Below are 19,934 nucleotides of genomic sequence, written 5' to 3' on the forward strand. Positions count from 1 at the left end.
AAATCGTCTTCCACCGAAGAGTTGCGTCGAACGCGGAGAACTGACCTTGCGTCTGATCAGGTGCCTCGCGCCCATCGCGCTGGGCCTCATGATTCTTGTCGCCGCGTACCCCGCGCGCGCGCTCGACGCCGTCAGCGTCCGCGGTGACGCGCCCGCGATCGACCTCACCGGCGTGCTCGAGCATCAGCGCAGCGATGCCGACCGCATCCAGGTCTCGACCGCGCCCGGCACCGACGGCATCGTCCGCCGCATCGAGGTGCGTGCCCGCGAAGGCGGGCAGAACTGGGTGGTGTTCGCGCTCGCCAATAACACCGACGACCAGCTCGACCGCCTGATCGTCGCGCCGCATTACCGCATCGTCTCGTCAGGATTGCTCTGGCCCGACCTCGGGCTGTCACGCATCGCGACCATCACGCCGTCGATCGGCGACCGGCCCGAACGTCAGGAGAGCGCGACGGCCGACGTCTTCCGCATCACGCTCGATCCCGGCGCCGTCGTCACCTTCGTCGCGGAGCTGCGCACCGACAAGCTGCCGCAGCTCTATCTGTGGGAGCCCGAATCCTACAAGGACAAGGTCAACTCGTTCACGCTCTACCAGGGCATCGTGATCGGCATCTCCGGGCTCTTGGCGCTCGTTCTCACCATCCTGTTCGTGGTGAAGGGCAGCATCATGTTCCCGGCCGCCGCGGCGCTGGCCTGGGCGGTGCTGGTCTATATCGGCGTCGATTTCGGCTTCTGGGGCAAGGTGCTCGACATGTCGAACAACGCCGAGCGCATCTGGCGCGCGGCGGGCGAGGCGATCCTCGCGGCGACGCTGCTGGTGTTCCTGTTCGCGTATCTGAACCTCAGTCGCTGGCATGTGCGCTATTCGCACATCACGGTGGGCTGGCTCGCGTTCCTCGGCTCTCTCGTCGCGCTCGCGCTGTTCGATCCGGCCGTCGCCTCCGGCATCGCGCGCATCTCGCTGGTGCTGATCGCCTTCGCCGGCTTTGCGCTGATCGTCTATCTCTCCACCCACGGCTTCGACCGCGCGGTGCTCTTGATCCCGACCTGGTTCCTCCTCGTGGTCTGGGTGGTCGCGGCCGGCATGACGGTCGCGGGCTCCGTCACCAACGACATCGTCGGCCCTGCCCTGCTCGGCGGCCTCGTGCTGATCGTGATGCTGATCGGCTTCACGGTGATGCAGCACGCCTTTGCCGGCGGCGGCGCCACCACCGGCGTCGTCTCCGACATCGAGCGCCGCGCGCTGGCGCTGGCCGGTTCCGGCGACCTGATCTGGGACTGGGACGTGTCCGCCGACAAGGTTTTCACCAGCCCGGAGACCGAAGCCCTGCTCGGCCTCAAGCGCGGCACGCTGGAAGGCCCGGCCGCCTCCTGGCTCGAAGTGCTGCATCCGCTCGACCAGGACCGTTTCCGCGCCGCGCTCGACAGCGTGCTCGACCAGCGCCGCGGCCGCCTGGTGCAGGATTTCCGCCTGCGCACCCCCGACGGCCATTTCATGTGGTTCGCGCTGAAGGCGCGCCCGGTGGTCGGCTCCGACGGCGAAGTCTCGCGCGTGGTCGGCACGCTTACCGACGTCACCGAGCTGCGCAACGCCGAGGAACGCCTGCTGCACGATTCCGTGCATGACAACCTCACCGGCCTGCCCAACCGAAAACTGTTCATGGACCGGCTCGGCGGGGTCGCCAACTTCGCCAAGACCATGCCGACGCTGCGGCCGACGCTGATGGTGATCGACCTCGACCGCTTCAAGCAGGTCAACGATTCCGTCGGCATCGCAGTCGGCGACTCCATCCTGCTCACCCTCGCCCGCCGCCTTACCCGCATCCTGAAGCCGCAGGACACGCTGGCGCGGCTTGCCGGCGACCAGTTCGGCCTGATCCTGCTGTCGGAGCAGGATCCGGCGCGGATCACCAACTTCGCCGAGACCATTCGCAAGACCATCCGCGCGCCGATCGCCTTCAACGATCGCGAGATCTTCCTGACGGCTTCAATCGGTCTTGCGCTTTCCGATCCGCAAACGCAGCTGACGGACGAGATCATCAAGGACGCCGAGCTTGCGATGTATCATTCCAAGCGCATCGGCGGCGACCGCATCGATGTGTACAAACCAGCAATGCGCGCGCGAAAAACCGACCGCCTGACGCTGGAGAGCGAATTGCGCCGCGCCATCGAGCGGCAGGAGATCACGATCCTCTACCAGCCGATCGTGCGGCTGGAGGATCGCTCGGTTGCCGGCTTCGAAGCCCTTGCGCGCTGGGATCATCCGAAGCTCGGCCGCATGGCGCCGTCGGAGTTCATTTCGATCGCGGAAGAGACCGGCCTGATCGTCGACCTCGGCATGTTCGTGCTCGACCAGACCGCAAAGCAGCTTTCGGTATGGCAGCGCGCGATGCGCTCGCGCGAGCCGATCTTCGCGAGCGTCAATGTCTCCTCGCGGCAGCTGCTGCGCCACGATCTGATCCACGACATCCGCACCGTGCTGTCGCGCTCCTCGGTGGCGCGCGGCACGCTCAAGCTCGAACTGACGGAATCGCTGGTGATGGAGAACCCGGAGCATGCAGCCCAGATGCTGACGCGCATCCGCGAGCTCGGCACCGGCCTGTCGCTCGACGATTTCGGCACCGGCCATTCCTCGCTGGCCTATCTGCAGCGCTTCCCGTTCGACACCATCAAGATCGACCAGTCCTTCGTGCGCACCACCAACCGCGGCACGCGGCCGGTGATCCTGAAGTCGATCATCGCGCTGGCGCACGACCTCGGCATGGACGTCGTGGCCGAAGGCGCCGAGACCGATTCCGACGCGGTCGAGCTCTACCAGATGGGCTGCGAATACGCGCAAGGCTTCGCCTTCGGCGAGCCGATGGACGCGGACGCCGCGATGCGCCTGCTGACCGAAGTGCGGCTGGAAGCGGCGAGCTGATCGCTCCCGCGAGTCCGGTATCGTAGGGTGGGCAAAGGCGCACTTGCGCCGTGCCCACCATCTCTCCACACATGCCGCGCCAATGGTGGGCACGCTTCGCTTTGCCCACCCTACGATTCTGATCCCTCCCTCTCCCCTTCTTGAGAGGCCGCCCGCGAAGCCACGGGGTGCGGTGCCGATGAGGCCGTGCTTGATCCAGATCAATGGGCCGCGGCTCAACCGCCGCGAAAATTGGCGCGCAGCATTCGATCCAGAACGGTTTTCGTCATCGAGGTCGTTGGGCTCGCCACTGTCGTTCTCGGCGTGCCCACACGCGTCAAGCGCAACGGCTGGAATGAGCAGACCAAGGGCGTTCTTCTCGGGAGTTACGTATGACCCGGCACCTTTTCTACGCGATCACCCTCATAGGCACCGCAATGTTCCTCGCCCCCTCGGCCGAAGCAGTGACGGCTGCACGATGCGAGGATCGAGGCGCAAACTGCATCGGCACATGTGCCGACTACACCGGCGGAGCCGGTGACGTTCGGGGCCGCCAGAACGTGTGCATGCGCGCGTGCGACCGGCAGACAACCAGCTGTCTGATACGAGCACACGCCGCCGACGAACGCTGGCTCCGTGCGCGCCAATGAAGGCCTTGGCTCGGCACCTCGGCTAGCGGCAACCGTTCGCACGTTCGCGGCGTCCGCCTGATCTGGTACCGTAGGGTGGGCAAAGGCGCACTTGCGCCGTGCCCACCATCCAACCCTACGACAGAGGTGGTGGGCACGCTCCGCTTTGCCCACCCTACGATACTGTCTCCGCAACTCGTGCTTTAGCTTGCCTTACGCCGCAGACTTACGACCAGGCAAAATCCCGCCAGCAGCGAGATCGCCGCAAGGCTGCCCCAGACCAATCCCGCCTGCTCGAGATAGACGTCCTGCGAAACCGGATCGTAGCAGCGGCCGAGCTCGTTGAAGCAGTCGCGCCAGCGCCAGTAGCGGGCCTCGAAGGCGAGCGCGAACAGCGCGCCCAGACCGATCAGCGCTGCGCCAAAAATTCCCCTCAGCCAGCGCAGGATCATACGGCCCGGATTCACCGCTTCCGCTGGCTCTGCTTCCTGAACCGCACGCTCTGGCCATCGGGCATCCGTGTGGCCACGAATCCCGCGGCGAGGCAGGCTTCGCGCTGCGGCATCTGGATGTCGGGGCTGCGCAAACTGTCCCACCACGAGGCACGATTGGCCGCGCGCGGCAGGGCCGCGCCGATGATCTCCTCGATCTCTTCGAAAGTCAGCACGAATTCCGTCTGCTTGTGCCGCAGCAGATAATCGCGCAACGCGTCGTAGTCGTTCACACTCGTCCTCTCGTCCGCAGACCGGATCTCGTCACATGAGGCCTGCCGAAAATCGTTAGCCGCATCAACCGATTCTTAACTCATTGCGGCAGCGCCGTACCAGCTTAAACACTACTCAAGATTTCGGGCGCATCCATCAGGGTCGGGAGCAAACGATGCTGTCTGGATGGCGCGAAGTCATGGCCCGTCGGCCGTGGCGGATTTCGACGAAATTGCTGATCATCTCGTCCGTGGTGACGGTGATCGGCTTTTCCGCCATTTGCGTCAACGTCATGCTAGACATGCGCCGCGGCGAGGAGGCGCTGGCCCGCCAGACGCTGGAAAACCTCGCCACGACCATCGAATCCGACATCAGCCGCAACATCGAGATCTACGATTTGTCGCTGAAGGCGGTCGCCAGCAACATGCTGCTGCCGGAGCTCGCCACAGTCTCGAAGCCGGTCCGGCACCTGATCCTGTTCGATCATGCGACGACGGCCCGGCATTTCGGCGCCATCCAGGTCTATGACGCGGAGGGCCGGCTGACCATCGACGCATCCACACTCGACCCGCCATTTGAAGACCGCGGCGACGAGGACTATTTCAGGGTTCATCGCGACAATCCCGGCGCCGGCCTCTTCATCAGCCGCCCGATGCTGTTCCGCGGCGCCTATTCGATCGTGCTGAGCCGGCGCATCAGCGACACCGACGGCGGCTTCCTCGGCGTCGTCACCGGCTCGATCCGCTTCAGCTATTTCCACGAATTGTTCGAGCGCCTGAGCCTCGATCCCGAAGACACCATCACCGTGCTCAAGCGCGACCGCACCATCATGATGCGGCGGCCGTTCGATCTCGACGTGATCGGCAGGAACCTGAACGGCCGTCAGAACTGGAAGGCCGACAACCTCCGCGCCGGCGGCTCCTATGCGGGGCAAGGCCCCGTCGACACCACGCCGAGGCTCTATGTCCGCAGCAGCGGCGACGGCCCGCTGTTCGTCGTGGCCGGCAAGCCCCTGAGCGCGGTGTTCGAGCTGTGGCGGAAGGAGGCCTATCGAATCGGCGCCGTGGTGCTGGCGCTGATCGTGTTCATGCTGGCATCAACGCTCGTGCTCGCGCGCGAGATCGGACGGCGCGCCGAGGCCGAGCGCAAGCTCGAGGAGCTGGCGACGACGGATGCGCTCACCGGCCTGAAGAACCGCCGCAGGTTCGACACTGTCATCGACATCGAATGGCGGCGCGCGATGCGCCAGAAGACGCCGGTCGCGCTGCTGATGATCGATGCCGATCACTTCAAGGCCTACAACGACACCTTCGGCCACCAGGCCGGCGACCAGGTGCTGGTCGGCATCGCGATCTGCATTTCCGACTCGGTGCGGCGGGCCGGCGACTGCGCCGCGCGCTATGGCGGCGAGGAATTCGCGGTGCTGCTGCCGGACACCTCGGCCACTGAGGCCTTCAAGATCGCCGAGACGATCCGCCTCAAGGTGCAGGGCTGGTCCGACGACCAGGCGACGTCGACGGTGTCTTGCGGCATCGCCAGCCTCGTCCCCACCGCCGGCATGGACTGGACGATCCTGGTCGCCGCCGCCGACAAGGCGCTCTACGCCGCCAAAGCCGGCGGCCGCAACCAGTCCGTGGTCGCGAGCCTGCCGAAGCTGTCGCTGGTGGCGTGATCTACACTGTCATTCCGGGGCGATGCGAAGCATCGTACTAAGGTGCGCAATTGCGCACCTGAGAATCTCGAGATCCCGGGTTCGGTCCTGCGGACCGCCCCGGGATGACATCGAAGGCGTCCGCCTTCGATGTCACTGCCCCAGATACTTCTTCATCTCCGCGATCAGCCCGTCGCGCAGCTCGGGGCGCTTCAGGCCGTAGGCGATGTTGGCGCGGAGGAAGCCGGGCTTGGAGCCGCAATCATGGCGCTCGCCCTCGAACTCGACGCCGTAGAATTTCTGCGACTTGGCGAGGCCGATCATGGCGTCGGTGAGCTGGATCTCGCCGCCGGCGCCGCGCTCCTGGGTCTCCAGGATCTTGAAGATTTCCGGCTGCAGGATGTAGCGGCCGGTGATCGAGAGGTTGGAGGGCGCGGTGCCCTTGGCCGGCTTCTCGATCATGCCGTCGACCTCGAACATCTTGCCGGTGCGTTTTCCGACGCCGCAGATGCCGTATTGATGGGTGAGATAATCGGGCACCGCCTCGACCGCGATCAAATTGGACTTCTCGCCGAGCGTTGCGGCGGTCTCGATCATCTGCTTCAGGCAGCCGGGCGTGTTGAGCACGAGTTCGTCCGGCAGCACGACCGCGAACGGCTCGTTGCCGACGATGTCGCGCGCGCACCAGACCGCGTGGCCGAGGCCGAGCGGCGCCTGCTGGCGGGTGAAGCTGACGGCGCCGGCGTCCGGCTGGTTCTGCGCCAGAATTTCCTGCTCGGCCTTCTTGCCGCGCGCGGCCAGCGTGGCGTCGAGCTCGAACATCTTGTCGAAATGATCTTCGATGACATTTTTGTTGCGGCCGGTGACGAAGATGAAGTGCTCGATGCCGGCCTCCCTCGCCTCGTCATAGACGTATTGGATCAGCGGCTTGTCGACGATGGTCAGCATCTCCTTCGGCATCGCCTTGGTGGCGGGCAGGACGCGGGTGCCGAGGCCGGCGACGGGGAATACAGCTTTGCGAATTTTCATGGGATTGATCGAATACCTGAGGGCATGCGTGACGGGAGCAATGGCATCTTGCTAGCCTGTTTGCAGCCGCTAACAAAGGCGGATGTGGGGCCTCACGCGTGCCGAGTTAAGAAAAAAGTAGCCACTAAAATTTCACCTTTGTTAAGCAATTGGCAACCGTAACCGGGCCTCCTGATGGCGGATTTTTGGCCGGACAGATGGGACATGATGCAATCGATGGCAGGGTTGGCAAAACGTGCTGGATTTGTGACCAACGCAACAATCGTTGCGGCCGTCTTGCTGATGCCGGCCAGCGTGAACGCCCAGTCGCAGAACGGGCTGTCGAACCTGTTCGGCGGCATCTTCTCGGGCGCGAGCCCTGCGCCCTCGCAACCCGCACCAAGCCCAGGCGGCGCACAACCCTGGAGCGGCGAGGACGGCGCCTCCGGCCATCCGCTGATGACGGCCGCCGCGATCCGCGAGGCCGCCGGCAATTTCGACAATTGCGTCGCCGCGATGTGGCCCGATGCCGCACGGCGCGGCATCACCCAGGACAACTTCCAGCGCTTCACCGCGGGCCTCAGCCCCGACCTGCGCATCATGGACCTGATGGACTCGCAGCCGGAGTTCACAAAATCGATCTGGGATTATCTCGACATCCTCGTGAACGACAACCGCCTCGCCAAGGGCCGCGAGGTGCTCGCCAAATACAAGGCGCAGTTCGATGCCACGGAAAAGGCCACCGGCGTCGACCGCTACATCATCGCCTCGATCTGGGGCATCGAGTCCAATTACTCGACGCAGATGGGCGACCGCAGCGTGCTGCAATCGACCGCGACGCTCGCCTGCATCGGCCGCCGCCAGGCCTATTTCAAGGACGAATTCCTCTCCGCATTGGAGATCCTCAACCGCGGCGATCTGCGCCCGGAGCAGATGCGCGGCTCCTGGGCTGGCGCCTTCGGCCCGACCCAGTTCATGCCGACCGCGTTCAAGCGCTTTGCCGTGGACGGCGACGGCGACGGACGGCGCGACGTCGTCGACAATCCCACCGACCTGATCGCCTCGACCGCCAACAACCTGAAGAAAGACGGCTGGCAGTCTGGTCAGACCTGGGGCTTCGAGGTCGTAGTGCCGCAAGGGTTCAACTACATGCTGGCCGACCGCGCCAAGGCGATGACGATCGCGCAGTGGGAGAAGCTCGGGCTGAAGCGGGCCACAAGCCAGCCCTTCCCGCACCCGGCGGAGAAAGCCTATCTGCTGGCGCCGGCGGGCGCGCAGGGTCCGGGCTTCCTGATGCTGCAGAACTACCGGGTCATCATGAAGTACAACCCGGCCGAGGCCTATGCGCTGGCCATCGGCCATTTCGCCGACCGCCTGCGCGGGGGGCAGCCCTTCGTGCAGCCCTGGCCGCGCCAGGAGCGCGAACTGTCCCGCACCGAGCGGCTGGAACTGCAGCAGCTTCTGGCCCAGCGCGGCTTCTACAAGGGCACCCCGGACGGCCAGTTCGGCGGCCAGACGAGGGAGGCCCTGCGCAACTTCCAGGCCTCGATCGGGATCCCTGCGGACGGTTTTGCCTCCTCCGACGCGCTGGAGCGGCTACGCGGGCGGTAAAATCGCGTCGAAAGTAACCCTGAACAGGGATTTTGCCTGATAGCCTTGACGGGGACGGCTGTTCCCCGGTGTATGGCGCGAGAATCCGTCAAAAATCTGCAACGGAATCTGCCCGTTTGGCGCCCGATTCCGTTATTATATCGAACCTATTCCAGACCCCATTGCGCGCGGCCGAGATCGCATGTCGAAGAAGTCCCTGTTCAAGGCGCTGACCGAGACCGGCCCGCTGATCGCGCTGGGGACGGCGCTTGCGATATTGGTCTCGGTCGCGGGGCCTGCTTCCGCGCAGTTCTTCAACTTCCCCGGCTTCGGCGGCCCGCCGCAACGCTCGGCCCCGCCGCCGCGCCAGGGTGGCGGTGGCGGCGGATGGTTCGGCGGTGACTTCTTCCAGCCGTTCCAGCAGCAACAGCCGCAGGCCCCGCGCCAGGATTTTTCGCGCGCGCCGGCACCAGCCAAGCGCGACACCACGCCTGACAAGAACGTGCTGGTGATCGGCGACGCCATGGCCGACTGGCTCGCCTATGGCCTGGAAGACGCCTATAGCGAGCAGCCCGACATGGGCGTGATCCGCAAGCACAAGACCACGTCCGGCCTGATCAAGTATCAGCCGAAGGGCGAGCCTTCGGACTGGACGGCGGCGGCGAAGGGCATCCTCGAGACCGAGAAGCCCGACGTGATCGTCGTCATGCTCGGCCTCAACGACCGTATCGCGATCCGCGAGCCCGTCGCCGATAAATCCGACAAGGCCTCGGACAAGGACAAGAAGAACGACAAGGGCACGCGCGCCAAGCCACCGGCGAAGCCCGGCGATGCCAAGCCCGGCGACACCGCCGCCAAGCCGGACGACAAGCCTGCCGATGCCGACTTGCCGCAGGACGACGCCGACAATGCCGACGCGCCTGCGGCCGCGCCGGAAAAGACGGCGCGCAATCCGAACGGCCTCTACGAATTCCGCGACGAACGCTGGGTCGAGCTCTACACAAAGAAGGTCGAGGAGCTGGCCAATTTGCTCAAGGCCAAGGGTGTGCCGGTGCTCTGGGTCGGCCTGCCCGCGATCCGCGGACAGAAGGGGACGGCTGACATGCTGTTCCTGGATTCGCTCTATCGCGAGGGCGCGGCCAAGGCCGGCATCACCTATGTCGACGTCTGGGACGGCTTCGTCGACGAGGCCGGCCGCTTCCTGCAGAAGGGCCCGGACTTCGAAGGCCAGATCCGCCAGCTCCGCAGCTCCGACGGCGTCTACTTCACAAAGCCGGGCGCGCGAAAACTCGCCCACTATGTCGAGCGCGAGATCACGCGCCTGCTGGCTGGGCGCTCCGGCCCGATCGCGCTGCCGAGCGAGCCGGCGACGCCCGACACCAGTGCCGAGCCCGGCAAGCCGGCGCCGCGGCCGCTCGCCGGCCCGATCGTGCCGCTGGTCGCTGCCTCGATCTCGACCGATCAATTGCTGGGCGGCCCGGGCTCACGTCCCGCCGCCGTCGATGCGCTCGCTGCGAAGACGATGGTGAAGGGCGAGCCGCTGACGGCGCCTGCAGGCCGCGCCGACGATTATGCCTGGCCGCGCCGCGAGGTCGGCCGCGAGCAGGCCAAGGGCGATACGCCGATGGCGGCGACGACGCCCGACGGCAACGCCGCCTCTCCCAATGCATCAGGGGCGGCCGCGGCGATCGCCCCGCCCAAGCTCGCGCCGAAGAAGCCGCCGGTCGCGCCACAGCAGCAGCCGGCGCAGGCCGCGCCGTCGTTCCGCGATTTCTTCGGCTTCGGCTCTCCGCAGCCGGCGCCGCGTCAATTCGCGCCCGCACCCGGGCCGCGCAATCCGTATCCGAACCCAGCGATTCCGCGTCCGCCGGGTAACGTCGGGCGATCGGCGGAAGTGTTCCGATAGTCGATTTCGTGGATTGAAATGTCATTCCGGGGCGCGCAAAGCGCGAACCCGGAATCTCGCGCCGTAACATCTGGATTCCGGGTTCGCCGCGTTGACGCGGCGCCCCGGAATGACGTGGCAGGTCGCTCAGCTGTAATAGCGCCAGCGCGGCGGCGGACGGCGGGCGGGGCGCGACATCAGAAGCGCGAGCGCAAAGCCGATGCCACCGGCAACGAGCAGCGCGCCGAGCGGGTTGTCCCGCACTTTCTTCGACAGCGCCTGCGTGCCATCGCGGAAGGTGTCGCCGCTGCTCTCATAGGCGTCCTTGGCGTAGCTCGTCGCGGTGTCCGCGGCATCACGCACGGCATCCTTGGCCTGACCGTAGAGATTCTGCACCGTGCCTGCAGCTTCGCGCGCCTTGCCCGACGCCTCCATCTTGGCATCGCCTGCCATGTCTCCGACTGCGCCTTCCGCGCGTCCGGCGAATTCCTTGGCTGATCCGACAATCCGATCCGTGTCCATGATGCTCCTCCTCGGGGGTCAGCCCAAGTAACCGATCAGGAGCAGCGCAGTTCCAAGTCTCGACGAAAGTGTAGCCCGCTACAAGATCAGCCCGCCATCGACGACCAGCGTCTGGCCGATGATGTAGGACGACAGCGGCGAGGCCAGGAACAAGGCTGCGCCCGCCATGTCGGCCGGCGTGCCCAGTCGTCGCAGCGGAATGCGTGACAGCGCCGCTTCGCGCCGCTTGGGATTGTCGGTCGTCACCTTCGTCATCTTGGTGTCGACGAGGCCGGGCGCGATGCCGTTGACGCGGATGCCGTCCTCGGCCCAGGCCTCGCCCAGCGTGCGCGTCAATCCGACCGCACCGGTCTTCGAGGCGTTGTAGGCGGGATTGCCCATGGTGGAATGATAGGCCGCAGTCGACGACACCATGATCAGCGCGCCCTTCGCATCCCGCAACATGGAGTGAAACCGCGTTGCGCAAGCCATCAGGCTCATCAGATTGACCTCGACGACCTTGCGGAAGCCAGCCATCTCGAATTCGCCGCGGCGATAGATCACCGCGCCCTGCGCGAGCACCAGGATGTCGAGGCGATCGAACGACGGCTTGAATGCTTCGATCGCAGCGGCATTGCTGACATCCAGCTGCGCATAGGAAAGACCTGTGAGGTCGGAGCCTTCGTCAGCTGAATATTCCGCTGCGTGAGCACGCGTGCCGCAAACGGCAACAGCTGCGCCCCTGGCGCGAAAAGCCTGCGCGATGCCGTTGCCGATGCCGCTGGAACCGCCGACGACCAGCACCTGCTTGCCCGAAAAATCCAGCTCGTTCGCCATCGCGGCCTCCCCTTTGTTTTGCTTGTTTGACCTGTCTGCGGATCGATGCCAGCCTTGTCAATCTCATAACAACAAGCAAGACGCCGCGAGGAAACAGCATGTCCGAGTTCAAGGAGCTCAGTCGTTCCGTGAAGGGACTGACCGTTCTCGTCACCGGAGCTGCCAGCGGCATGGGGCGCGCCACCGCGCGCGTGTTCGCAAGCGAGGGCGCCAACGTCGCCGTCACCGATTACGACGAGCAGGGCGCGCAAGCCGTCGCCAGGGAGATCGCGACGAGCGGCGGAGCGGCAAAGGCGTGGAAGCTCGACGTTGCCGACGGCGGCGAGATCAAGCGCGTGGTCGGCGATGTCGCCGCGCATTTCGGCGGGCTCGATATCGTCGTCAACAATGCCGGCATCTCCGTGCGCGTCGCGATCGACGACGAGACTTACGAGGACGCATGGGCCAAAGGCATCGCCGTGATGCTGACGGCGCATGCTCGCATCATCCGCGCCGCGCTGCCTCACTTGCGCAAGTCGAAAAGCCCGCGCATCGTCAACATCGCCTCGACCGAGGCGCTCGGCGCCACCGCATTGCACAGCCCCTATTCGGCGGCGAAGGGCGGCGTGGCGAGCCTCACCCGTTCACTGGCGGTCGAGCTCGGCCGCGAGGGCATCACCGTCAACTGCATCTGCCCGGGCCCGATCCGCACCGCCATCACCGACCGCATTTCCGAGGAGCACAAGACCATCTATGCCAAGCGCCGCACCGCACTCGGCCGTTACGGCGATCCTGAAGAGGTCGCGCATATGACGCTAAGCCTGTGCCTGCCGGCGGCGTCCTTCCTCACCGGCGCGGTGATCCCGGTCGACGGAGGCCTGATGGCGCGCAACGCGTGAGAGGCAGCATCATGGGTGCGTAGCCCGGATGGAGCGCAGCGTAATCCGGGGTTCTCACCTCGCGGAAAGACCTCCCCGGATTGCGCTGCGCTCCATCCGAGCTACGGGGGAGCCATGCGCTCCGAGCGTTGACAACGGCAGTTGCGGGAGTAGCTTTTTCACCGACAGAACGGGACCAACCGTTCGCGGCACGCGGGAGAGAACGTCATGACGATCGCCATCCGGCAGCTTCAGAAACATTTTGTCGGCGAGGTGTCCGGCCTCGACCTGCGCAAGCCTCTCACACCTTACGAGGCGCGCGAGGTCGAGGCCGCCATGGACAAATACGCGGTGCTCGTCTTCCACGACCAGGACATCACCGACGAGCAGCAGATGGCCTTCGCCCTGAATTTCGGCCAGCGCGAGGATGCGCGCGGCGGCACCGTGACCAAGGAGAAGGATTACCGGCTGCAGTCCGGCCTCAACGACGTCTCCAATCTCGGCAAGGACGGCAAGCCGCTGGCGAAGGACAGCCGCGCGCATCTGTTCAACCTCGGCAACTGCCTGTGGCATTCCGACAGCTCGTTCCGTCCCATTCCGGCAAAATTCTCGCTGCTGTCGGCGCGGGTGGTGAATCCGACGGGCGGCAACACCGAATTCGCCGACATGCGCGCGGCCTACGACGCGCTGGACGAGGAGACCAAGACGGAGATCGAGGACCTCGTCTGCGAGCACTCGCTGATGTATTCGCGTGGATCGCTCGGCTTCACCGAGTACACCGACGAAGAGAAGGAGATGTTCAAGCCGGTGCTGCAGCGGCTGGTGCGGACGCATCCCGTGCATCGCCGCAAGTCGCTGTATCTGTCATCGCATGCCGGCAAGGTCGTCGGCATGAGCGTGCCGGAGGGACGGCTGCTGCTGCGCGATCTGAATGAACACGCGACGCAGCCGGAGTTCGTCTACGTTCATAGATGGACGCTGCATGATCTCGTGATGTGGGACAACCGCCAGACCATGCACCGCGTCCGCCGCTACGACCAGTCGCAACCGCGCGACATGCGCAGGGCAACGGTAGCGGGAACCGAGCCGACGGTGCAGCAGCAGGCGGCGGAGTAGGCGCCGCACATTCCGCTGTCGTCCCGGCCTAGTGCGCAACACTAGGCCGGGATGACAGCGGAGGGTGGGGCGGCATCAATCCTCGTCGTCCTGGACCAGCGAGCGGAGCGAGCGCCGATCCAGGACCCATTACCACCGAGCGTCGTTTGGCGAAGGCTTGTTGCTACCAGCCTGCCTCAAACCACGTCCTGTGGTAATGGGTCCTGGCTTTCGCCAGGACGACGGCGGAGGGCGGGACGACGGCGGAGCTGCCTACGCGTGCCCCGCCTCGTTCGAGAGCATGCCCGGATCGATACCGATCTTGCGGAGGGCGCGCCCGTATTTCTCGTCGACGTCGTCGCCGAAGATCAGGTCCACATCCGCATCGCAATGCAGCCAGCCATTGCTCTGGATCTCGGTCTCGAGCTGGCCCGGCGCCCAGCCGGCATAGCCGAGCGCGAGGATGGCGTGCTTGGGGCCGGAGCCATTGGCGATCGCGCGCAGGATGTCGACGGTCGCGGTGAGGCAGACGCCGTCGTCGATCCGCAGCGTCGCCTTCTCGATGTAGAAGTCGCTGGAATGCAGCACGAAGCCGCGGCCGGTGTCGACGGGACCGCCCTGCAGCACCTTCATGCTCTCGGCGTTCCCCGGCAGCTTGATGTGCTCGCCCTTCTTGATGATGCCGAGCTGCTGCAACAGCTCGGGGAAATCGATGCTGCCGGCGGGATGGTTGACGATGATGCCCATGGCGCCTTCGGCCGAGTGGGCGCAGAGATAGATCACCGAGCGTTCGAAGCGGGGATCGCCCATTACGGGCATCGCGATCAGGAGTCGGCCGTCGAGATAACCGGCCGAATTGGGGAGCATGGCGCCCGCGCCGCGGGTGCTTTCGCCCGTCCTTTTGCCTGTGGGAGCCATCGGTGCACTCCGGTTTCAATTCCTATCCTGATGTCGGGCCGGGTCGCTGTCAAATCAAGGCTTGCAGAGACTCAATTCGAGTGCATCCATCACAAGCAATTCAATGGTTTGCCTAGGTGTGACCCTGTAAAGACGTGCCATGCTGACAAGAGTTCCCCCGCGTGCGGCGATTGGCGTCGTGACAACCCTGCTTGCGTCGTCGCTGGCGCTTGCCGCGCGCGCCGATGACACCTCGCCCTGGCAGCGCGACGGACATTCCGCAGTGCGGCTGCTGGCGGGATCGCGCAGCGGCGCCGTACTGCTCGGCGGTATCGCCTTCCAGCTCCAGCCCGGCTGGAAGACCTATTGGCGCATGCCCGGCGATTCCGGCGTTCCGCCGCGGTTTGACTTCTCGAAATCCGAAAATGTCGAAGCGGTGACGGTGATGTGGCCGGCGCCGCTGAAGTTCGACGACGGCGCGGGCGGCCATTCGATCGGCTATCGCGACCAGATCGTGCTGCCGCTGCGCATCGTCGCCAAGTCCGCCGACAAGCCGGTGACGCTGCGTGCCGAGATCAACTACGCGGTATGCGAGAAACTCTGCATTCCCGTCGAGGCCAATGCCGAGCTCGGCTTCAACAGCGTGGCCTCGACCGAAGATGCGAACCTGCGTGCCGCGCTCGACACCGTGCCCAAGCCCGCCACGATCGGCGATCCCAATCCGCTCACCATCCGCGACATCAAGCGCGACGGGGCCAAGAATGTGGTGGTCGACGTAATTGTGCCTGATGGCCGCAACGTCAATCTGTTCGTCGAAGGGCCGACGCCCGACTGGTCGTTGCCGATCCCCGCGCCGGTCGAGCCCAGCCCGCCCGGCGTGAAGCGCTTCTCATTTGAGCTCGACGGGCTGCCGCCAGGCGCCAAGGCCGAGGGCGCAGCGCTGAAGTTCACGCTGGTTGGGCCGGAGAAGTCGTACGAGTTCAATACGAACCTGGAATGATGTTTCCCGATCGTCCCGTCCCCGTGCATAATTGCACACGAGAACGTGTACTCGAGAAGGCGCAGACGTCAGCCTCTGACGCTCAAGCGGAAATCTTACGATCAGCCAGAGCATTACTGTTCCTGGACCCGGAGCAGTCCCAATTTTGGCGATGCCGAAGCAGCATGGTCAGTCTCGCAAGCGTCGTATAGGCTCTGTCAAACGTGGCATTCAGCACCACGTCAAACCACAAGGAGCAAGCCATGATGAATCCAAGGATTCTTGGCGCGGCCGTGGTTGCGGCATCCGCCTTGTTCAGTTCTGCTGCACCAGCGCAGTGGGCCCAATCCAATCCGGACCTCTGCCAAGCTGAATTCGCCAACTGCACGGGTCTTGGAACCGGCAGTCCCCCCACCGGCCCTCGGTATCGGCAAGCATCTCGTCGAACGGCGTCTCAACAGCCGGCGCCAGTAGGCGCTCCCGCCGCCGGCAGCTGGGGCAATCCCGGCGGCTGGGGCAATTCCTACGCCATGTATGGCGGCGGCGGCGGTTACGGCTGGAACGGCAGCTGGTCTCAATATGCCGCCCGCAACGGCATCGTCTGCAGGCCTGGCACCCTTTAGTGCTGACGGTCGCCAGCATCTCTGCCAATAACCCATCCGCACTTTGGCTACGTCAGGCGGCCCCAAAGGGCCGCCTGTTTCATGCCGGACAGCACTCACCTCATACGCGGCCTGACCACCGCGCCAGTTCATGCGTACGCGCCTAGGCCGGGACAACATCTTGACCCAACCGTATCTTAACGAATGGTTGCTAGGTCAAAGGCTGCCGCAGCATGCGGAACGCTCGGTGCGGGACGCTTGGGGACTCGACGTGGCCGTGATGGATGCACAACCCGCAACGACCGGACCGGCCGGGCTGATCGCGCGGCTGCGGGCTAGGCTCACGGGCGGATCGAGCGAGGCGTCGCTGACGCGGCGGCTGGCGGGCACGATCTTCATCATCCGCGTGATCAGCGCAGGCCTTGCCTATGTCTCGCAGGTGCTGCTGGCGCGCTGGATGGGCACGTCCGACTACGGCGTCTATGTCTATGTCTGGACCTGGGTGCTGCTGCTCGGCAGCATGATGGATTTCGGCATCTCGGCCTCCGCGCAAAAGATCATTCCGGAGTACCGCGCCAGCGGCGAGAATGCGCTGCTGCGCGGCTTCCTCTCCGGCAGCCGCTGGCTGACCTTTGCCGCCTCCTCGCTGGTGTCGCTCGGCCTTGCCGGCATCGTCAGGTTGCTGTCGCCCTGGATCGATCCGGCCGAGGTGCTGCCGCTCTATATCGGCTGCATGACGCTGCCCGCCTTCGTCGTCGCCAACACCCAGGACGGCATCGCGCGCTCGCATGACTGGATGCAGCTCGGCCTGATGCCGCAATTCATCATCCGCCAGGCGCTGATCATCGGCATCACGGGCGCCGCCTTCCTGCTCGGCTATCATCTCGGCGCGATCGCCGCGATGGTCGCGAGCCTGGGTGCGGTGTGGATCGCGATGACCGGGCAGATGGTGGTATTGGACCGCAAGCTCGCCGATCACATCGAGCCGGGCCCGAAGGCCTACGACGTGCGCGGCTGGCTCGCCGTGTCGCTGCCGATTCTGCTGGTCGAGAGCTTTTACCTGCTCCTGTCCTACACCGATGTGCTGGTGCTGCAGCAGTTCCGCCCGTCCGACGAGGTCGGCGTCTATTTCGCCGTGGTGAAGACGCTGGCGCTGGTCTCGTTCATCCACTACGCGATGTCGGCGACGACGGCGCATCGCTTCGCCGAATACAACGCCAGCGGCGACAAGGCGCGCCTGTCGGCCTACGTCGCGCACGCCATCAACTGGACGTTCTGGCCGTCGCTGGCGGCGACCATCGTGCTGCTCGCGCTCGGCAAGCCGCTGCTCTGGCTGTTCGGGCCGCAATTCACAGTCGGCTACGACATCATGTTCGTCGCCGCGATCGGCCTCGTGGTGCGCGCCGCGATCGGACCGGTGGAGCGCCTGCTCAACATGCTCGGCGAGCAGAAGATCTGCGCGCTGGCCTACGCGCTGGCCTTCGTGATGAACCTCGTGCTCTGCGTGATCCTGGTGCCGCGCTTCGGCGGCCATGGCGCGGCGGCCGCGACCTCGATCTCGCTCAGCTTCGAGACGGTGCTGCTGTTCTGGATCGTGCGGCAGCGCCTGGGCCTGCACGTGCTGGCGTTTGGACGCTAGCCATTTGATCCGGTAGAGTCAGCGACGATGCTCTGGTAGGCTTCAGGCCATGACAAAGTCTGACGTCACTCCTCAAGATGACCCGGGCGACGGTGAGTATCATGCCACCGCGGACGAACTGCGGATGATTGATGCCGCCCTGGCTTCCATAGATCGCGGCGAAGTTGCTACCGAGAGTGAGGTCAAGGCGGTCTTCGCAAGATTTCTCCGCGAATGAATTGTGCGATCGCGCCCTCGTCAACGCGGACGGGACGAAACACCCGTTTTCCGGGACGACCTCAGATTGGAGAAAACATCCCCACACTAACCGTCCGCAGCATGATTTTTCTTATTCTACCCAAGTAGTTGCACATCAGGGAAAGTTTATTCTACGTCGTATTGCCCAACCGACGAGATAAACCTAAGATTCCCCAGACCATGATCGATCCACTTTACGTCGCCTCCGGATTTGGCGTCGGCCTGCTTGTCGGGATGACCGGCGTGGGTGGCGGCTCGTTGATGACGCCGCTGCTGATCCTGCTGTTCGGCGTCCATCCCTCCACGGCTGTCGGCACCGACCTGCTCTATGCCGCCGCCACCAAGACTGGCGGCAGCTTCGTGCATGGCTGGTCGCGCAGTGTGCACTGGCCGGCGGTGCTGCGGCTCGCCTGCGGCAGCATTCCCGCCAGTGCGCTGACGCTGCTGGTGCTGTGGAAGCTCGATCTCAGAAGCGATGCCGAGCGCAGCCTGGTCAATTTGGTGCTGTGTTTCGCGCTGCTGCTGACCGCCACGTCGCTGATCTTCCGCAAGGCGATCATGGAGCGCTATCGCAGGAGACTGGAGCAGGTCGACGAGCGCACCACGGCGATCGCGACCGTCGTCACCGGCATCGTGCTCGGCGTGCTGGTGTCGATTTCATCCGTCGGCGCCGGCGCGGTCGGCGTGACCGTGCTGCTGCTGCTCTATCCGCGCCTGCCGATGGCGACCATCGTCGGCTCCGATATCGCCCACGCGGTGCCGCTGACGCTGGTCGCCGGCGTCGGTCACTGGGCGCTCGGCGATGTCGACTGGGGCCTGATGGGTGTGCTGCTGCTGGGCTCGCTGCCCGGCATCATCGTCGGCAGCTACAGCGCGACGCGCGTCCCCGAGACGGTGCTGCGCCTGACGCTTGCCAGCGTGCTGTTCGTGGTCGCCGGCAAGATCATGTTCGCGGAGCTGAATTTGTCGTCGGCCATCGTGACGGCGCTGGCCTGGACGCATTGAGCGGGAGCGGCCGCCCAACTCTCGTAGGGTGGGCAAAGCGCAGCGTGCCCACCGCTCTTTCTCAATCGCGGAAAAATGGTGGGCACGGCGCTGACGCGCCTTTGCCCACCCTACGGCACCGAGTGCTTACTCCGCCGTCCAGCCGCCGTCGATCGAAAGGTTGGTACCGGTGATCTGCGCGGCATCGTCGCTGCACAGGAACAGCGCGAGGGCGGCGACCTGCTCGGAGGTGACGAACTCCTTGGTCGGCTGCGCGTCGAGCAGCACGTCGTTGATGACCTGCTCGCGCGTCAGATTGCGGGCCTTCATCGTATCGGGGATCTGCTTCTCCACCAGCGGGGTCCAGACATAGCCGGGGCTGATGCAGTTGCAGGTGATCTTGTGGGTCGCGACCTCGAGCGCCACGGTCTTGGTCAGGCCGGCGATGCCGTGCTTGGCCGACACATAGGCCGACTTGAAGGGCGAGGCGACCAGCGAGTGCGCCGAGGCGGTGTTGATGATGCGGCCCCAGCCCTTCTTCTTCATGCCGGGCACAGCGGCGCGAATGGCGTGGAAGGCCGATGACAGGTTGATCGCGATGATCTGATCCCACTTCTCGACCGGGAACTCCTCGATCGGCGAGACGAACTGGATGCCGGCATTGTTGACGAGGATGTCGACCGAGCCGAACGACTTCTCGCCGAGTGCGATCATCCCGGCGATCTCGGCGGGCTTGGTCATGTCGGCGGGCGAGTAGACCGCCTTGACGCCGAAATCGGACTCGATCTTGGCGCGCTCCTTCTCGATGTCCTCCGGCGAGCCGAAGCCGTTGATGACGACGTTGGCACCGGCCGCGGCAAAGCCGCGCGCGTAGGCGAGCCCGATGCCGCTTGTCGAACCGGTCACGACGGCATTCTTGCCTGAGAGACTACCCATG

General features: G+C 65.1%; 17 protein-coding genes. 10 read left to right on the plus strand and 7 right to left on the minus strand.

Annotated elements, in window-relative coordinates:
- Positions 1 to 46: 46 nt before the first annotated feature.
- Complete coding sequence (locus ACVJ19_RS02445) at positions 47 to 2,923, plus strand: EAL domain-containing protein (protein ID WP_456739347.1); 2,877 nt, start codon at positions 47 to 49, stop codon at positions 2,921 to 2,923.
- 811 nt (positions 2,924 to 3,734) lie between these two features.
- Here the strand turns inward: ACVJ19_RS02445 and ACVJ19_RS02450 are convergent.
- Both ACVJ19_RS02450 and ACVJ19_RS02455 read right to left on the minus strand, forming a co-directional pair.
- Positions 3,735 to 3,998 carry a hypothetical protein gene (locus ACVJ19_RS02450; protein WP_453947861.1) on the minus strand — a complete coding sequence of 88 codons (264 nt, stop codon included), beginning with the start codon at positions 3,996 to 3,998 and terminating at the stop codon, positions 3,735 to 3,737.
- Entirely contained in the window at positions 3,995 to 4,255 is a 261-nt protein-coding gene (locus ACVJ19_RS02455; RefSeq protein WP_453947862.1) for a DUF7662 domain-containing protein, read from the minus strand. Before ACVJ19_RS02455 ends, ACVJ19_RS02450 begins: the two co-directional genes overlap by 4 nt.
- Positions 4,256 to 4,410: 155 nt before the next feature.
- Between ACVJ19_RS02455 and ACVJ19_RS02460 the strand changes: the two genes are divergently transcribed.
- The gene (locus ACVJ19_RS02460; RefSeq protein WP_453947863.1) at positions 4,411 to 5,907 is read left to right on the plus strand and encodes a sensor domain-containing diguanylate cyclase; all 1,497 of its coding nucleotides are present in this window, start codon (positions 4,411 to 4,413) and stop codon (positions 5,905 to 5,907) included.
- Positions 5,908 to 6,039: 132 nt separating this feature from the next.
- Here ACVJ19_RS02460 and ACVJ19_RS02465 read toward each other — a convergent pair whose 3' ends face one another.
- Positions 6,040 to 6,915, minus strand: a complete 876-nt coding sequence (locus tag ACVJ19_RS02465) for a UTP--glucose-1-phosphate uridylyltransferase (RefSeq protein ID WP_453947864.1) — start codon at positions 6,913 to 6,915, stop codon at positions 6,040 to 6,042.
- Positions 6,916 to 7,119: 204 nt separating this feature from the next.
- Between ACVJ19_RS02465 and ACVJ19_RS02470 the strand changes: the two genes are divergently transcribed.
- Positions 7,120 to 8,505, plus strand: a complete 1,386-nt coding sequence (locus tag ACVJ19_RS02470) for a lytic murein transglycosylase (RefSeq protein WP_453947865.1) — start codon at positions 7,120 to 7,122, stop codon at positions 8,503 to 8,505.
- Between the two features lie 181 nt (positions 8,506 to 8,686).
- Positions 8,687 to 10,390, plus strand: coding sequence for an SGNH/GDSL hydrolase family protein (locus tag ACVJ19_RS02475; RefSeq protein WP_453947867.1), 1,704 nt, complete (start codon positions 8,687 to 8,689; stop codon positions 10,388 to 10,390).
- 126 nt (positions 10,391 to 10,516) lie between these two features.
- On the opposite strand, the gene ACVJ19_RS02480 is transcribed toward ACVJ19_RS02475, so the two are convergent.
- Together ACVJ19_RS02480 and ACVJ19_RS02485 are read right to left on the minus strand one after the other, a co-directional pair.
- Positions 10,517 to 10,891, minus strand: a complete 375-nt coding sequence (locus ACVJ19_RS02480) for a CsbD family protein (RefSeq protein WP_453947869.1) — start codon at positions 10,889 to 10,891, stop codon at positions 10,517 to 10,519.
- 78 nt (positions 10,892 to 10,969) lie between these two features.
- Entirely contained in the window at positions 10,970 to 11,707 is a 738-nt protein-coding gene (locus ACVJ19_RS02485) for an SDR family NAD(P)-dependent oxidoreductase (RefSeq protein WP_453947870.1), read from the minus strand.
- 98 nt (positions 11,708 to 11,805) lie between these two features.
- Here ACVJ19_RS02485 and ACVJ19_RS02490 point away from each other — a divergent pair, with 98 nt between their 5' ends.
- Both ACVJ19_RS02490 and ACVJ19_RS02495 read left to right on the plus strand, forming a co-directional pair.
- On the plus strand, positions 11,806 to 12,585 hold the full coding sequence (locus ACVJ19_RS02490) for an SDR family NAD(P)-dependent oxidoreductase (RefSeq protein ID WP_453947871.1): 780 nt from the start codon (positions 11,806 to 11,808) through the stop codon (positions 12,583 to 12,585).
- A gap of 207 nt (positions 12,586 to 12,792) precedes the next feature.
- Positions 12,793 to 13,680, plus strand: coding sequence for a TauD/TfdA dioxygenase family protein (locus ACVJ19_RS02495; protein WP_453947872.1), 888 nt, complete (start codon positions 12,793 to 12,795; stop codon positions 13,678 to 13,680).
- Positions 13,681 to 13,932: 252 nt separating this feature from the next.
- On the opposite strand, the gene ACVJ19_RS02500 is transcribed toward ACVJ19_RS02495, so the two are convergent.
- The gene (locus ACVJ19_RS02500; RefSeq protein ID WP_453947873.1) at positions 13,933 to 14,577 is read right to left on the minus strand and encodes a YqgE/AlgH family protein; all 645 of its coding nucleotides are present in this window, start codon (positions 14,575 to 14,577) and stop codon (positions 13,933 to 13,935) included.
- Positions 14,578 to 14,716: 139 nt separating this feature from the next.
- On the opposite strand from ACVJ19_RS02500, the gene ACVJ19_RS02505 reads away from it, so the two are divergent.
- The 4 genes from ACVJ19_RS02505 to ACVJ19_RS02520 all read left to right on the plus strand — a co-directional run bounded on the left by ACVJ19_RS02505 (position 14,717) and on the right by ACVJ19_RS02520 (position 19,018).
- Positions 14,717 to 15,556: a protein-disulfide reductase DsbD domain-containing protein gene (locus ACVJ19_RS02505; RefSeq protein ID WP_453947874.1), complete on the plus strand. Its 840-nt coding sequence runs from the start codon at positions 14,717 to 14,719 to the stop codon at positions 15,554 to 15,556.
- A gap of 852 nt (positions 15,557 to 16,408) precedes the next feature.
- The gene (locus tag ACVJ19_RS02510) at positions 16,409 to 17,776 is read left to right on the plus strand and encodes a flippase (protein WP_453955057.1); all 1,368 of its coding nucleotides are present in this window, start codon (positions 16,409 to 16,411) and stop codon (positions 17,774 to 17,776) included.
- A gap of 49 nt (positions 17,777 to 17,825) precedes the next feature.
- Positions 17,826 to 17,993, plus strand: a complete 168-nt coding sequence (locus ACVJ19_RS02515; protein WP_453947875.1) for a hypothetical protein — start codon at positions 17,826 to 17,828, stop codon at positions 17,991 to 17,993.
- A gap of 200 nt (positions 17,994 to 18,193) precedes the next feature.
- A complete protein-coding gene (locus ACVJ19_RS02520; RefSeq protein ID WP_453947876.1) occupies positions 18,194 to 19,018 on the plus strand; it encodes a sulfite exporter TauE/SafE family protein in 825 nt (274 codons plus the stop codon).
- A 126-nt stretch (positions 19,019 to 19,144) separates the two neighbouring features.
- On the opposite strand, the gene ACVJ19_RS02525 is transcribed toward ACVJ19_RS02520, so the two are convergent.
- Positions 19,145 to 19,933 (minus strand): 3-hydroxybutyrate dehydrogenase, encoded by a 789-nt coding sequence (locus ACVJ19_RS02525; protein WP_453947877.1) that lies wholly within the window; start codon positions 19,931 to 19,933, stop codon positions 19,145 to 19,147.
- Between the last annotated feature and the right edge of the window lies 1 nt (position 19,934).

The sequence above is a fragment of the Bradyrhizobium sp. USDA 376 genome, from assembly GCF_054063675.1.

Bases quoted from the DNA above. Each gene is read 5' to 3' on its own strand.
- ACVJ19_RS02460 (WP_453947863.1), top strand. From the start codon at position 4,411: ATGCTGTCTGGATGGCGCGAAGTCATGGCCCGTCGGCCGTGGCGGATT.
- ACVJ19_RS02465 (WP_453947864.1), bottom strand. From the start codon at position 6,915: ATGAAAATTCGCAAAGCTGTATTCCCCGTCGCCGGCCTCGGCACCCGC.
- ACVJ19_RS02470 (WP_453947865.1), top strand. From the start codon at position 7,120: ATGATGCAATCGATGGCAGGGTTGGCAAAACGTGCTGGATTTGTGACC.
- ACVJ19_RS02475 (WP_453947867.1), top strand. From the start codon at position 8,687: ATGTCGAAGAAGTCCCTGTTCAAGGCGCTGACCGAGACCGGCCCGCTG.
- ACVJ19_RS02480 (WP_453947869.1), bottom strand. From the start codon at position 10,891: ATGGACACGGATCGGATTGTCGGATCAGCCAAGGAATTCGCCGGACGC.
- ACVJ19_RS02485 (WP_453947870.1), bottom strand. From the start codon at position 11,707: ATGGCGAACGAGCTGGATTTTTCGGGCAAGCAGGTGCTGGTCGTCGGC.
- ACVJ19_RS02490 (WP_453947871.1), top strand. From the start codon at position 11,806: ATGTCCGAGTTCAAGGAGCTCAGTCGTTCCGTGAAGGGACTGACCGTT.
- ACVJ19_RS02495 (WP_453947872.1), top strand. From the start codon at position 12,793: ATGACGATCGCCATCCGGCAGCTTCAGAAACATTTTGTCGGCGAGGTG.
- ACVJ19_RS02500 (WP_453947873.1), bottom strand. From the start codon at position 14,577: ATGGCTCCCACAGGCAAAAGGACGGGCGAAAGCACCCGCGGCGCGGGC.
- ACVJ19_RS02505 (WP_453947874.1), top strand. From the start codon at position 14,717: ATGCTGACAAGAGTTCCCCCGCGTGCGGCGATTGGCGTCGTGACAACC.
- ACVJ19_RS02515 (WP_453947875.1), top strand. From the start codon at position 17,826: ATGACAAAGTCTGACGTCACTCCTCAAGATGACCCGGGCGACGGTGAG.
- ACVJ19_RS02520 (WP_453947876.1), top strand. From the start codon at position 18,194: ATGATCGATCCACTTTACGTCGCCTCCGGATTTGGCGTCGGCCTGCTT.
- ACVJ19_RS02525 (WP_453947877.1), bottom strand. From the start codon at position 19,933: ATGGGTAGTCTCTCAGGCAAGAATGCCGTCGTGACCGGTTCGACAAGC.